Below are 13,826 nucleotides of genomic sequence, written 5' to 3'. Positions count from 1 at the left end.
GAAATTATTAATAACCTGACTTCATTGGGAAAGCAGATATTTGTGCTAATAACCTAATTTTTAATGTTTTATCGAATGATTTCTTGGTTTTTTCTGTTTTTGGACTATCTACATATATTAGATCTTCTGCTTTAGTCGGAACTAAATCTCTTGACAACTTTTGATTTTTCAATAGGTAACCTTCAATAATTGAAGTTGATTCCAATATCCTTCGGTTCAAGTCTCTGGTTTTCTCAAGTTTAGTAAAAGACTTAGTCCATAAATATTGAGAGTGCAGAGCTACTGATGACATGATCGCCACTGTTGCGAGTATTCCTATCAATGCACCATCTAAAGCGATATGAAGAGCGGCTTGAACTGGAAATTTTCTTTGAACCTGCTTAGATGAAAAAACACTGTTTAACAATCCTTGGGGCAACTTCTTTTTTTGAAATTGTCCTACTTTTTGTTTATAAAGAGTACGACTAACCAAATCAAATTTCGAAAGTAATCCAAGTCAAACACCTTGATGAAGCAACTGCAAGAGCTGAAATAATGATGTTTTATTTATTTAATATCAAGCTACTAATAATAAGCTAATAAAAGTGACTCCATTCCAAAGAGAATGCATAAGAGCACAAGGGAACAACCTTCCCGAACTCAATCTCATTAAACCGAGACCAATTCCTAAAACAAATAAAGGAGGTAATTCTCCTACACTTAAATGAGCTAAGGCAAAGATCAAGGCACTCAATAAAACACCGCTGATTTTGCCAACTTTGGATACCAATACAGGCAGAAGAATACCTCTAAAAACTAATTCTTCAAAAACAGGAGCCAATACAACTGTTGTAATCAAAAGTAAAAACAATGGGAAAATTTCATCACTGCTTAAAACAAGTTCCAACAAAGGATTACTGCCACCCTGGTCACCTATAATCTCATTCATTAGCCACCCAATTAATAGCACTAAAGGCATAATCATTAACCATCCACTTATAGATTTAAAAAGTCCTTCTTTAATAGGTTTGATCTTCCATTGCAACCATCCTCCATCTATTCCCGTGGGAACTAGACCCATTAATTGATATCGAATAATAAATAAAGGAGCTATAGTCATTGAACAGTAACCAATAAATACTCTTAAAGATTGTTTTAATGGAGAGGATAAATTATTAAATAATAAATCAGTTATTGGTATTACTAGTGCAGGAAAAACAACTTCACCTATTACAACGAAACCACCAGAAATAAGTAGAATCATATCTAGGAATGATAGAGGTGGAGCTATAATTTCTGGCCAGGGTGTATTTTTATTTCTTAAGAAAATAAAAGCATACCTAATTAGTAATATACTCCCTACAAAGGAAGCAAAAAGTGGTAAAAATTGTGAAGTTAAAAGTCTTATAGCAGCAGTTGAGTTATATTTTTTATCAATACATTTCCCATCCGAGAATCCGAGAGTAGAGCATGAAATTTGGTAAAGTAAAGGGTCTAATTTAATCTCATTAAATTCAGGAAATTTATTTACTTCTTTTCCTTCTTGTCTATCCAATATATAGCTTCGAACAGTTTCAAGGTTTTTATCCTTAAAATTTTTCGTCAGGATTAATTTTTGCTCATCCTCAGACTCTTCCAGCATTGCCAATAACAGCCTCTGCCTATCCTCAAGTTGCTCTAAAGGAATCTCTCGAAGAGTTTGATATAGTTTTTCTTGAGGTTCTGATCCTAAAAATACATTTTGTATTTTTTCAGGTATTGATGAAGAAGCTGAAACTGCCATCTCAGTTTGCATCAATGAAATCTTTGGAGCGACGGAAGGTCGCTCAAAGCTTTCTTGCAAACCTTGCCGCCATATCAGAATAGTTAAAAGTAATGAAAATAGAGCTACAGCCCATTTCCACCAAGTTTTGGCTTGTCTCATAAAATCAATTTGTGACGACTGACATGGAGAAAGACTTCTATCTTTACCAAAAGAACATTAGATTGCCTTCATGGCTAATACCATAATTATTTAGAAGACACTTTATTTAATGACATTGCGTCTAATTTTTGTCCGTCATGGATTGAGTAGTTTTAACAAGGAAGGACGTATTCAAGGAAGAAACGACCTTTCAAAATTAACTAAAGAAGGTCAACTACAAGCAGAGGCTGCTGGAAAAACAATTTCCTCTATTCCAATAGATGCAATTTATAGTTCCCCTCTGCAAAGAGCCTCAGAAACCACAAAAATCATTATCGAACAACATCAAAAAGACCTTCAAGCAATTTATACGGACGAACTATTAGAGGTTGACCTTGGGCCTTGGAGCGGTTTAACAAAAAATGAAATAAAAAACGACTTTCCACAAGAGCTTTCTGTTTGGCAAAAAGAGCCCAAAGAACTAACCATTAATAAAGACGACGGCACAAAATTTCAGCCAATTAAAGAACTCTTATATCAAGCTGAACATTTTTTAAAATACTTATTTAATACCTATTCAGGCTCTAATAAAACTATTTTGATAGTTGCCCACAATGCAATTCTCAGATGCTTGATACTGAAATTAATTAATGAGCCATCAAAAGGGTTTAGAAGATTGAAGTTAGACAATACCTCAATCTCCATTTGTAATATTACTTTTAATAATTGGGAAGATAGACAAGTCCAAATTCAATGTCTCAATAATGTCGCTCATTTACACCCTAACATTCCCAAAAAAGGTAGAAAAAAAAGAATTATTTTAGTCAGGCATGGTGAAACAGATTGGAATAAACAGGGAAGATTCCAAGGACAAATTGATATTCCCTTAAATCAAAATGGGAAATTTCAAGCCAAGGCGGCGAGCGAATTTTTAAAAAATAATATTATACAAAAAGCTTTTAGTAGTTCGCTATCAAGGCCAAAAGAAACAGCACAGATAATTCTAAATGAACATCCCGGAGTCGAAATTTCTCTCAAAGATAACCTTAAAGAGATCGGTCACGGCGAATGGGAAGGGAAGTTGGAGTCTGAGATCAGTTCCGACTGGCCAGATCTTCTTAAAACATGGAAAACCTCTCCTGAAAAAGTTCAAATGCCAGATGGAGAAAACATAACCGAAGTCTCAATCAGATCAATTAGTGGTTGGAATGAGATCTGCAAAGATCTAAAGAACGAAGAAACTGCATTAGTTGTGGCTCATGATGCAGTTAACAAAACCATTCTTTGTCATCTTTTAGGATTGATGCCATCAAAAATTTGGATGATAAAACAAGGTAATGGTGGCATTACAGTCATTGATCTCTCAGAAGAAGAAGGCCAACCAGCTCAAATCACCTGCCTAAATATCACTTCTCATTTGGGAGGGATTATCGACTCAACCGCTGCAGGAGCGCTGTAATTTATGACAAGTAGTTATTTCTTTGAAAATATTCAAATCCTTGAACAGGCTGGATCATCTTTAAAAAGAGAACCTGTTTTAATCAAAGATGGTGTGATTAAAGCATTCGGCAAAAAGGCTCTTCAAAATGCAAAACTTTTAGGAATCAAGCCTCGGCAAGCCAAAAATATGCTTTTAGCCCCTTGTCTTGTTGATCCTCATTCTTTTTTGGAATCTCCTTTTAATGGTAAAGAAGAAAATATTTACACACTTATAGAAAAAGCAACATTCTCTGGTTATGGCCAGTTAGGTATCCTCCCTAGAGGTGATTTATGGAGAGATCACATTGAGTCGATCATTTCTTTAAAAGCTATTAAAAGTGAGGTTTTAATACACTTATGGGGAGGCTTTAGTCTCAGCGGAAAGGGAATTAACTTTTCAAAACATTCTGAGATACTACAAAATGGAGCCATTGGGTTAAGTGATGACGATTTCATGCCACCTATAGAGCTTCTTAAGCAAGGTTTTTCAATTGGAGAGATGAAAAAATCCCCTGTGCTTCTTGCACCAAGAGATAAATCACTGCAAGCAGGAGGAATGTCTAGACAAAGTGTACATACTCTTAGAGCAGGCTGGCCTCTTGATCCTGTTGAAAGCGAAACCATCCCTCTGGTCCAATTACTTGAACTTCACAAGCAATATCCTGAAATTTCACTAAGGCTAATGAACATTTCAACAGCTAAAGGCGTTGCAATACTTAAGGATGCACCCTCAAAGCCAATGGCAACTATTTTTTGGTGGCATTTAGTCAATGACAACTCAAGTCTTTCTCCTTTTGATATTGGATGGAGTGTAACGCCTTCGTTAGGATCCCCTATAGATAGAGCCTCACTTATAGAGGGTTTAGAGGAAAATATTTTAGCAGCAATATCTGTTCACTCCACTCCTACAGATGACTCCGAGACCAAATTACCTGCAAACAAAAGGAAAAAAGGTATCAGTTGCCATAACCTTGTTCTACCCTTGCTTTGGGATCAATTAGTTAGAAAGTCAGGATGGGGAGTGGAGAAATTATGGGAGAAAATTAGCTTTGGGCCCTCTAAATTCTTGAACCAAGCTGAGGAAAAATTAAGTTTAAATAGTAACCGTTGGTTATTATTTGACCCCGACAAAGAATGGTACCAATCTAATGAAGAAAAAATTTTAACTACAGCAACTAATCAGCCGCTAAAAGACAAAAAAATATTAGGGAAAGTTATAGATTGTGGGCTTATTAATCAAGCTTACCAAAACGACTAACAGGCCAAAAACGCCAGGTTGCTTTCCCAATTATTTCTGTCTGGGGTAAGAACCCCCCTGCTGGCCAAAAACGACTATCCCAGCTATTAGCTCTGTTATCGCCCAAAACAAACACATGTCCTTTGGGAACAGTTGTAGCTATGGAGCGACATAGATTAAATTTAGGTTTGTTTGGGCAGAAGGATTCAACATATGGTTCGTTGATTGATCTACTGTTCAAAACAATTTCTCCCTTACCATTAATCAAAAGACGATCTCCTCCTACAGCAACTACCCTTTTGATATATGCATCACAAGCACGATCAGAGAGAGTGGGTATCCAGGAAATCAATGGGAAGGTCCTTAATGAGCATTCAAATTTAGACGGAAGTTGTTTCTTTCTATTAGATATCAATATCTCATCAAAGGAATATGGTGAGTTAAAAACTACAATTTCTCCTCGGGAAGGAGACCGTTTGCGCAAAGAAAGTTTTTCAATAATTAGTCGATCATTCACTTTCAATCCTGGCAGCATCGAGCCCGAGGGTATATATCTAGCTTCTGCTATAAAATGACGAATACCTACATATAAAAGAAGTGTTAAAGAGACAGGTCCCCAAGTATCAAAGAAGGCGTACCACCAACAATTTTTAGTTTCCTTGCTGGAGTCTGAATTGTTATGTTGCACTTGTTTCTCAAAAATAAATATATAGTTTACTTTATTTGTAAAGACTACTTATTTTCAGTCAATGACAGTCCTCATGTGAATTTCAAAGTAATTTTTCAGCCCACTTTTCTTCTTTGAATCCTACTAAAAAGCATTTACTGGACTTATATAAAAATGGTCTCTTTATTAATCTAGGTTCCATACAAAGTTGATCAAACAATTCATTATCAGTCATTTTTTTTACAACATCCGAACCAATAGAGCGATATATAACCCCACTTGTATTTATAAGATATTTTCTATCACCATATAGTTCACTTGCTGAGATAAGCATTTCTTTAGACGGGGGAGATTTTAAAAGATCAATTAACTCAAAGGCAATTTCATTGTTATTAAGCCACTTAATCGCTCTGCGACATGTTGAGCATGAGGAATAACTAAATAATTTCAAGTTTTAAAGGCGTATTAAAAACTATTTTATCCAGATAATAAGTCTAAAATAGTTATTTACGTGTCATATCAGATTGATGTGCTTCTATGCAGCTGTTTAATAAGTCATCAACAGCATCGTAATCTCTCCATCCGTCTATTACGATTACCCTTCCTTCTAAACTTTTGTAAGTTCTAAAAAACTCAGCAACATCCTCCAATTGATTTTGAGCTATTTGCTTAATAGTATTAATCTCTCTTTGTCTTGGATCAGCAGTAGGTACACATAAAAGTTTGCCATCGTAAGCCCCTGAATCATGCATATCAAGAACTCCTATAGGTCTTGCCTTTATCAAGCAACCTGCAAAAGTTGGTTCTTCCATAACTACCATTGCATCAAGGGGTGCTCCATCCTCAGCAAGAGTATTTGGAATAAATCCATAATCAAATGGATATCTCACTGAAGAGTGCAAAACTCTATCAAGAGCCATAATCCCTGCAGAGCTGAAATATTCGTATTTATTTCTACTGCCAGCAGGAATCTCGACAACAAGATTTACTAATCCAGGAGAGGGTGATGGAGGCAGATCACTCAGGTCCATTTTGATTTATTGAGGTCGGTAAGCTTTCCGTTGTTTCTGGTCTTTCACTAATGACAGCAAGTAATGGTATTCCAACCATTACTAATACTATTGCTAAACCAATTAAAGAAGTTGAGGTGCTATTAAAACTATAAGGATCTTCATCATTAGAAGATAATTGATCTTTTTCTTTGTTTAGCAATGGAGGATCTAGCTCAGAAGATTGCTTATCAATTAAATGTGGTTCTAAATCCATTTAAAATCTAGAATAGGTAAACCATTAGTCGAATGTGAGAAAGTCAATTAAAAGAAAAAAATTTAAATTATATAGATATTATCCCATATCTAAGAATAACTAAGCAGCCTTTCTATCAGTATCCTGTAAATGATTCGGAATAGCATTATTATTATCAGATTGTCCATCAAGTTTATTTCTTATCAATCTCAACTCATCAAGTATTGCATTTAAAATATTTTGAGTTTCGGATGATGGCGAATTAAATATTTCTACAGTTACTTCTTTAATTCTGAGTATGTCTTTTGCAAATCTAGCAACTTCATTGGGATGAAAAAGCAATTGATCTTTTTGATCACTTCTAAATTCAGTATTTAGTTTTCTAGGATTAAATGGAGGGTTTAAATTTCTAGTGTCAGTGTTTGTATATCTATATACAGAAGCTCTAGATCTATTTAATGTTTTCTGAACTTCATCAATAGTCAATAATGAATCACTTGGGGTAGAAGCTGTATTAAATCCTTTACCTAAAGACTCCTCTGATCTTCCATTTGTTCCTGAATTTACTGACCCGTTAAACATTGCGAAAGAAAGCTTCTGGAAAACATGAGAGGAAGTTAGCAGAGGAATCAAATTAACACCATGTACATTTAGACACTTTTAAAAAACAACATGATTCCCGCACAATTAATATTGATATTCTTACGGCCATCGCTCAAAGTACTAGTCTCATAAAGATTTAAATTTTAGGCTTATGCGCGTCTCCCGCCTAATGCTGATTACTCTCAGAGACGTCCCTGCAGAAGCCGATATAATCTCACATCAGTTATTGATAAGAGGCGGTTTCATTAAACGCTTAGCTGGAGGTATTTATACTTACATGCCGTTGCTGTGGAGGGTTATAAAAAAAATAAGCTTCATTGTTGAAGAAGAGTTATCGGCGAAAGGTTGCCTTCAAGCTCTTCTCCCTCAACTTCAGCCATCGGAAATATGGGAAAAAAGCGGAAGGTGGAAATCATATACAGAAGGAGAAGGTATTATGTTTAGCCTTAAAGATAGACAAGGCAAAGAATTTGGCCTGGGTCCAACTCATGAGGAAGTAATTACTCAAATAATTTCTCAAACTATTCACTCCTACAAACAATTACCAATAAATATATTCCAAATTCAAACAAAATTTAGAGATGAAATAAGGCCAAGATTTGGATTAATGAGAAGTAGAGAATTCATTATGAAGGATGCTTATTCCTTTCATGAAAATGAGGGTAATCTTCAATCAACTTATTCTGAGATGAAAAATGCTTATCAAAATATATTTACTAAATGTGGTCTAGATTTTGTTTGTGTCGATGCCGATAGTGGGGCTATAGGAGGTGCAGCATCTCAAGAATTTATGGTTACGGCAGAATCTGGAGAAGATTTAATTTTAATAAGTTCTGATGGTAAATATGGGGCCAATCAAGAAAAAGCTGTATCAATTATCGAAAAAGGAGAGTTATTAGAACTAAACGAACCATCTATAATTAAGACCCCTAATCAAAAAACTATAGAGGAATTGTGCAACCAGAACAATTTCCACCCAAGTCAAATCATAAAAGTATTATTTTATCTGGCGACATGTGATAATGAAAAGCAATATCCTGTGCTAGTTAGTATTAGGGGGGATCAGGAAGTAAATGATATTAAACTTTTGAACGAAATATCTAAAAACTTACAACAAAATGTACTAGAGATTAAAATCATTTCAAATGAAGATATACAAAAGCAAAGTATAACTAATATTCCATTCGGATTTATAGGACCTGATCTTAGTGACAAGTTATTATCTAAAGCAGAAAGGTGGGAAAGAAAATTCATAAGAATTTCTGACAATTCCATAAAAGATCTTAAAAGTTTTATATGTGGAAATAATATCAAAGACGAACATAAAATATTTTATAATTGGGATTTAATTAATACTCAACAGCTAATATGTGATATAAGAAAAGCTAAACCAGGAGACATGTGTGTCCATGATAAAACACAAACATTAAAAGAATGTAGAGGCATAGAAATAGGTCATATATTTCAATTAGGAACAAAGTATTCAAAATCATTAAATGCTACTTTCACCAACGATGAAGGTATAGAAGAAAACTTTTGGATGGGGTGCTATGGAATTGGTATATCAAGGCTAGCGCAAGCTGCAGTAGAGCAAAATCACGATGATTCAGGTATTATTTGGCCAGTATCAATTGCCCCATTTGAAGTAATAATAATTATTGCCAACATGAAAAATACCGCACAAACATGCTTAGCAGAAGAGATCTATCAAAAATTAATAAAAAATCGAGTTGATGCTTTACTTGACGATAGGGACGAGAGAGCTGGAATAAAGTTTAAAGACGCAGACCTTATTGGTATCCCGTGGAGAATTGTTGTTGGTAGAGAAGCCAGTTCTGGACTAGTCGAGTTACACAACAGAAGAACTAAAACTACAGAGTCATTAGATTTAAATACGGTTTTTAAAAAACTTTCTAAAGAATTAAATACTAAAAAACTATAAATTCAGCCCAAAGGACTCTAGAGTCTTAGTTAACTGCAAAAAAAAAAATGATTTCTGCCTTTCATCACCTCTCCATCAGGTTGGTGAGGGCAGCTTTGGCTATCTGCCTTGGCTTCTGCCTCATATTCTTCCAATTCGCCTCAGAAGTAAATGCAGCTAAAACACTCATGACTGGCGATTTTGCTAAAGACACTATTTCAGTCTCTTCTGTTCTGAAGGAGACCATAACTTTACCAAAAGAAGATGAAGGCCTGTCAGAGGAAGAAAAAGAAGCTGTTTTTCTAATTAGCGATTACATTTCAAGATATAGGAATCGGTCTCAAGTAAATACGTCCACGACCTTCACAACAATGCAAACTGCGTTAAATGCTTTATCAGGTCATTACAAAACTTTCGCTAATAGACCAGTACCAGAAAAGCTCAAAGAAAGATTAAATAAAGAACTTTCTAAAGCAGAGAAATTGGTACTTAGAGAAGATTAAAGATAATCTTTAATTCATTTCTTTGACTCAGGGTATGGCTATCTGCAAATGTTATCTCTTCTAAAGTAAATCGGTTTCGAGCCGAATTTTCTTCCTTGGCAAATGTTGTAGTCATAGGAGCGCAATGGGGTGATGAAGGTAAAGGCAAAATCACCGATTTGCTCAGTCGCTCCGCAGATGTAGTTGTTCGCTATCAAGGTGGTGTTAACGCCGGTCATACAATTGTTGTAGAGGACAAAGTCCTTAAATTGCATTTAATACCCTCTGGGATTTTGTATCAAGATACGATTTGTCTTATTGGATCGGGAACGGTTGTTGATCCAAAAGTGATGATTAAAGAAATAAAAATGCTTAAAGATAACGACATTGATATCTCAGGGCTGAAACTAGCCTCAACAGCTCATGTAACGATGCCCTATCATCGGATTCTAGACATGGCGATGGAGCAAACAAGAGGTCTCCAAAAAATTGGTACGACTGGCAGGGGAATCGGGCCAACTTATGCTGACAAGTCACAAAGGAATGGGATCAGAATTATTGATCTACTGAGCAGAGAAAAACTTCAAGAAAGATTAAAGGTCCCGTTAGCAGAAAAGAATGGTCTCCTACAAAAGATTTACGGAATTGAGCCATTAATCATTGATGAAATAATTGAAGAATATCTTGATTATGGGAGACAGCTAGAAAAACATATTGTTGACTGCAATAGAACCATTCATCAAGCAGCAAGAAAGAAGAAAAATATCTTATTCGAGGGAGCTCAAGGAACTCTTTTAGATCTTGATCATGGGACCTACCCTTATGTAACGTCCTCTAATCCCGTATCAGGAGGCGCCTGCATTGGTGCAGGAGTGGGTCCTACTCTCATAGACAGAGTTATTGGTGTCGCCAAAGCATATACAACCAGAGTTGGAGAGGGGCCCTTCCCAACCGAATTGCAAGGAAGTATTAATGATCAGCTTTGTAATAGAGGTGGTGAATTTGGAACAACCACTGGACGAAGGAGAAGATGTGGCTGGTTTGATGGGGTAATTGGTAAATATGCAGTTGAGGTGAATGGGTTGGATTGTCTTGCTATTACTAAATTAGACGTTTTAGATGAGCTTGATGAAATTCATGTTTGTGTCGCTTATGAATTAGATGGCACAAGAATTGATTATTTCCCAAGTAGTGTTGAAGATTTTGAAAAATGCACCCCCATTTTTAAAAAGCTTTCTGGCTGGAAAAGTTCTACTGAGAATTGCCGAAGTCTAGAGGACCTACCTCCTGCTGCAATGAGTTACTTGCGGTTCCTGGCTGAACTAATGGAAGTCCCCATAGCAATAGTTTCGCTAGGAGCTAATAGAGATCAAACAATTGTTATTGAGGACCCTATTCACGGACCAAAAAGAGCTCTTTTAAATTCTTAGGGAGCTAGTAATGATGCACTTATGTTTTTCAAATTTACTTGATGACCAATAAGACAAACAATCCCTCTCTTGACATAGTAGGTATTGGCAATGCAATTGTAGACGTATTAACAACTACAGACGATTCTCTCCTTGAAAGACTTTCTCTCAAAAAAGGATCAATGACATTGATTGATGAAAATAAAGCTAAAGAACTTTATGAAATTACTACTAATAGAATTCAGAGATCAGGAGGCTCTGTTGCAAATTCATTGGCATGCATAGCCGAATTAGGGGGGAAGGCAGCCTTCATTGGAAGGGTCAGAAATGACAACCTAGGAGAAATCTTTACGGAAGAGATATCAAAAACTGGGACCATTTTCAAAACACCCACATCATCCATTGGTCCGTCTACTGCAAGGTGCATTATTTTTATCACTCCCGATGCTCAGAGAACGATGTGCACCTATCTGGGCGCATCAGTTTTATTAGAACCTAATGATCTGGATCTCTCAGCAGTCAAGAAGGCAAAAATACTATATTTAGAGGGGTACCTTTGGGACAACTCAGCTGCCAAAAGGGCATTTATCAAAGCTGCAGAAATCGCTAAAAATTCAGGTCGAAAGGTTGCCTTATCCCTTTCTGATTCATTTTGTGTGATTAGACACCGCGAAAGTTTTGTAAAACTTGTGGCTGACTATGTAGATATTTTATTTGCCAATGAAGATGAAATAACAACTTTATATAAAACATCTTCTTTAAATGCAGCCATTGAGAAATTGAAAAACAAATGTGACCTTGCGGCAATCACAATTGGGGAAAAAGGATCAATTCTAATTTCAAAAGGCAAAGAAAGAAATATAGATCCTTTCATTTTCGGGAAGGCTATTGATACCACAGGAGCAGGAGATCTTTATGCTGGAGGCTTCTTGAAAGGGCTTGCAGATGGTCTAGAGCCAGAAATATCTGCAAAAATTGGATCTATTTGTGCAGGACACATAGTTACACAATTAGGATCTCGATCAAATACTAATCTTTTACAATTGGTCAGTTCAAATCTGGGAAAATAAACATTTAAAACTCAAATAGAATTTACCCAATTATGGAATTTATTATTGGCTGAAACAGGGAAATAAATTATTTCTGGCACATCGTAACTGTGAAAATCAGAGATCTTACCAATAACTTTATTTACATTTTCCTCTCTACACTTAATCAATAATTGTACCTCTTTTGCTTGAACAATATCACCTTCCCACCAAAAATGTGATTCGATATTTTTAAAAGTCACACAAGGTATTAATTTCTCGCTCAAGAGAAAATTAGCTATTTTAGTCGCATTTTTTTTATCTACCTCAGTAGTTATAATTAAATAAAGTTTTTGATTATAATCAGATAAAGACATGATCTCTAAATTCTTATTACTCCATATTAATAGATTTTAATCTTTTAATTAATTTTTCATAACTATCTATTGAATTAATATGTTTAAATTTAAAAGGTCTTTCCAACAGCCAAAGATTAATACTCATGCTTGAACAAATTTGGTGCCATAAGATTTCATTTTTCCCTCCTGATTGCCTGCAAACGACTCCATCAATATTCCATTTCCTAATAAGTGCTTTTTCAATTTTCCCATCACTAGAAACTAAAGGGTTTAATACCGCAAAATTTTCTTCTGGAATTGATGAAGACAAAGTCATTTTTATACTTTCTGGATTAGCTAAAACTCTTGCATAAACTTCAGCTCCTGAATTCCTTAAAATAGTTAGTGCTTCTTTGAGATGTCTTACACCTACAGCGAGCAAAATAGATTTATTAGTTAGTTCATAATTTCCCAAATCAGTAAATTTTTTTATTAAAAATGCATTTGAAATATTATCAATAGCCCTCTCATACCTTATGAAAGGTTGACCTAGTTTCCTACAAACTTTTGAGATTGCTCCAGTAATGTTTATAGCGAACGGATGAGTCAGGTCAATTACACAATCAAATCCATTGTGATTAACTCTTGCCTTTAATATGACATCCTGGATCTTTTGCTCAGTAGTCAAGGCTCCAACCAATATTTCCTCTAAGTTTAATTTTTCATAGGGAATTGAGGCTCTATCTGAAACAACGCTCACAGTAATTTTCCAGCCTTCTTTCAATAAAGACTTAGCAAAAATATGACCTTCGACTGTTCCTGTTAACAACCAAAGATGAGGCTGGCATTTTTCCCTTGTATCAATCAAGATAAACCACAATAGCTAAAGAAAAAAAAATGAACCATTGCATGCTTGAGGTCCTGGTTAAAAAAGCCCCAACAGTTCGTTTCACCCAAGACAACAAAACTCCGCTAGCTGAATTAGAAGTTGAATTTGACAGTCTCCGTCCTGACGACCCTGCCTGCGCACTTAAAGTAGTTGGCTGGGGAAAACTAGCAGAGGAACTTCAAAATACAGTTCAAGTCAATTCTAGATTAGTTATCGAAGGACGCCTAAGAATGAATACTGTTCCTCGACCGGATGGAACTAAAGAGAAGCGAGCTGAGTTTACTCTTTCAAGAATTCACCCTTTTTCTTCTAGTCCAAATGTTTCAACACCTTCTAAAACTCAACAAAACCTAAAAAGCGATTCCGCAAATTCTTTAAATAACGAAGGGGTTAAATGGGACAGTTCGCCATTAGTACCAGATACTGATGACATTCCATTCTGAAAAATCAACAATTTTCTTCAATGTATTCTGTAGCCCTAGTTAAAAGCTGACCTAATTCTCTCTCCAAAGCAGCCAGATCAGGTCTAAATTCAGGCCAGGTACCTCTATCTAATTGTTCAAGGATCCACGCTCTATCCTTGTTTAATTTCTCAACAAGTTCAGTTAATTCAGAAAATTGTTTTTGGTGTGAGGCCATGAGACTG

The 13,826-nt window shown here is 35.6% G+C and carries 17 protein-coding genes; 7 read left to right on the top strand and 10 right to left on the bottom strand.

What is annotated here, in order from left to right; translation table 11 throughout:
• Positions 1 to 7 precede the first annotated feature (7 nt).
• Together AC6EIW_RS10720 and AC6EIW_RS10715 are read right to left on the bottom strand one after the other, a co-directional pair.
• A complete protein-coding gene (locus AC6EIW_RS10720) occupies positions 8 to 472 on the bottom strand; it encodes a hypothetical protein (protein ID WP_498520579.1) in 465 nt (154 codons plus the stop codon).
• Positions 473 to 556: 84 nt separating this feature from the next.
• The gene (locus tag AC6EIW_RS10715; RefSeq protein ID WP_498520578.1) at positions 557 to 1,903 is read right to left on the bottom strand and encodes a CPBP family intramembrane glutamic endopeptidase; all 1,347 of its coding nucleotides are present in this window, start codon (positions 1,901 to 1,903) and stop codon (positions 557 to 559) included.
• Positions 1,904 to 2,012: 109 nt separating this feature from the next.
• On the opposite strand from AC6EIW_RS10715, the gene AC6EIW_RS10710 reads away from it, so the two are divergent.
• Positions 2,013 to 3,341 (top strand): histidine phosphatase family protein, encoded by a 1,329-nt coding sequence (locus AC6EIW_RS10710; protein ID WP_498520577.1) that lies wholly within the window; start codon positions 2,013 to 2,015, stop codon positions 3,339 to 3,341.
• A 3-nt stretch (positions 3,342 to 3,344) separates the two neighbouring features.
• Positions 3,345 to 4,619, top strand: a complete 1,275-nt coding sequence (locus AC6EIW_RS10705; protein WP_498520576.1) for an amidohydrolase family protein — start codon at positions 3,345 to 3,347, stop codon at positions 4,617 to 4,619.
• Here AC6EIW_RS10705 and lepB read toward each other — a convergent pair.
• The 5 genes from lepB to AC6EIW_RS10680 all read right to left on the bottom strand — a co-directional run bounded on the left by lepB (position 4,594) and on the right by AC6EIW_RS10680 (position 7,092).
• A complete protein-coding gene (lepB, locus tag AC6EIW_RS10700; RefSeq protein WP_498520575.1) occupies positions 4,594 to 5,286 on the bottom strand; it encodes a signal peptidase I in 693 nt (230 codons plus the stop codon). The genes AC6EIW_RS10705 and lepB overlap by 26 nt on opposite strands.
• Positions 5,287 to 5,368: 82 nt before the next feature.
• Positions 5,369 to 5,716: a Spx/MgsR family RNA polymerase-binding regulatory protein gene (locus tag AC6EIW_RS10695; RefSeq protein ID WP_498520574.1), complete on the bottom strand. Its 348-nt coding sequence runs from the start codon at positions 5,714 to 5,716 to the stop codon at positions 5,369 to 5,371.
• A gap of 52 nt (positions 5,717 to 5,768) precedes the next feature.
• Positions 5,769 to 6,296 (bottom strand): inorganic diphosphatase, encoded by a 528-nt coding sequence (locus AC6EIW_RS10690; protein WP_498520573.1) that lies wholly within the window; start codon positions 6,294 to 6,296, stop codon positions 5,769 to 5,771.
• Positions 6,283 to 6,531, bottom strand: coding sequence for a hypothetical protein (locus AC6EIW_RS10685; protein WP_498520572.1), 249 nt, complete (start codon positions 6,529 to 6,531; stop codon positions 6,283 to 6,285). Before AC6EIW_RS10685 ends, AC6EIW_RS10690 begins: the two co-directional genes overlap by 14 nt.
• Before the next feature lie 99 nt (positions 6,532 to 6,630).
• Entirely contained in the window at positions 6,631 to 7,092 is a 462-nt protein-coding gene (locus AC6EIW_RS10680) for a DUF8631 domain-containing protein (RefSeq protein WP_498520571.1), read from the bottom strand.
• Between the two features lie 172 nt (positions 7,093 to 7,264).
• Between AC6EIW_RS10680 and AC6EIW_RS10675 the strand changes: the two genes are divergently transcribed.
• The 4 genes from AC6EIW_RS10675 (at position 7,265) to AC6EIW_RS10660 (ending at position 11,995) form a co-directional block, all read left to right on the top strand.
• Complete coding sequence (locus tag AC6EIW_RS10675) at positions 7,265 to 9,055, top strand: proline--tRNA ligase (protein ID WP_498520570.1); 1,791 nt, start codon at positions 7,265 to 7,267, stop codon at positions 9,053 to 9,055.
• 47 nt (positions 9,056 to 9,102) lie between these two features.
• Positions 9,103 to 9,537 (top strand): photosystem II protein Psb27, encoded by a 435-nt coding sequence (gene psb27 / locus AC6EIW_RS10670; RefSeq protein WP_498520569.1) that lies wholly within the window; start codon positions 9,103 to 9,105, stop codon positions 9,535 to 9,537.
• A gap of 95 nt (positions 9,538 to 9,632) precedes the next feature.
• The gene (locus AC6EIW_RS10665; protein WP_498520568.1) at positions 9,633 to 10,946 is read left to right on the top strand and encodes an adenylosuccinate synthase; all 1,314 of its coding nucleotides are present in this window, start codon (positions 9,633 to 9,635) and stop codon (positions 10,944 to 10,946) included.
• Positions 10,947 to 10,987: 41 nt separating this feature from the next.
• On the top strand, positions 10,988 to 11,995 hold the full coding sequence (locus tag AC6EIW_RS10660; RefSeq protein WP_498520567.1) for an adenosine kinase: 1,008 nt from the start codon (positions 10,988 to 10,990) through the stop codon (positions 11,993 to 11,995).
• Positions 11,996 to 12,006: 11 nt separating this feature from the next.
• Here the strand turns inward: AC6EIW_RS10660 and cutA are convergent, their stop codons facing one another.
• On the bottom strand, positions 12,007 to 12,330 hold the full coding sequence (cutA, locus tag AC6EIW_RS10655; protein WP_498520566.1) for a divalent-cation tolerance protein CutA: 324 nt from the start codon (positions 12,328 to 12,330) through the stop codon (positions 12,007 to 12,009).
• Positions 12,331 to 12,346: 16 nt separating this feature from the next.
• On the bottom strand, positions 12,347 to 13,159 hold the full coding sequence (locus tag AC6EIW_RS10650) for a precorrin-6A/cobalt-precorrin-6A reductase (RefSeq protein ID WP_498520565.1): 813 nt from the start codon (positions 13,157 to 13,159) through the stop codon (positions 12,347 to 12,349).
• A gap of 29 nt (positions 13,160 to 13,188) precedes the next feature.
• Here AC6EIW_RS10650 and AC6EIW_RS10645 point away from each other — a divergent pair, with 29 nt between their 5' ends.
• Positions 13,189 to 13,623, top strand: a complete 435-nt coding sequence (locus AC6EIW_RS10645) for a single-stranded DNA-binding protein (protein WP_498520564.1) — start codon at positions 13,189 to 13,191, stop codon at positions 13,621 to 13,623.
• A gap of 4 nt (positions 13,624 to 13,627) precedes the next feature.
• On the opposite strand, the gene AC6EIW_RS10640 is transcribed toward AC6EIW_RS10645, so the two are convergent.
• A complete protein-coding gene (locus AC6EIW_RS10640; RefSeq protein WP_498462345.1) occupies positions 13,628 to 13,819 on the bottom strand; it encodes a DUF8666 family protein in 192 nt (63 codons plus the stop codon).
• Positions 13,820 to 13,826 lie beyond the last annotated feature (7 nt).

This window comes from Prochlorococcus sp. MIT2308, from assembly GCF_059772345.1.
Note: the sequence above shows the minus strand (reverse complement) of the source record. Positions and strands in the feature narration are given on the sequence as shown.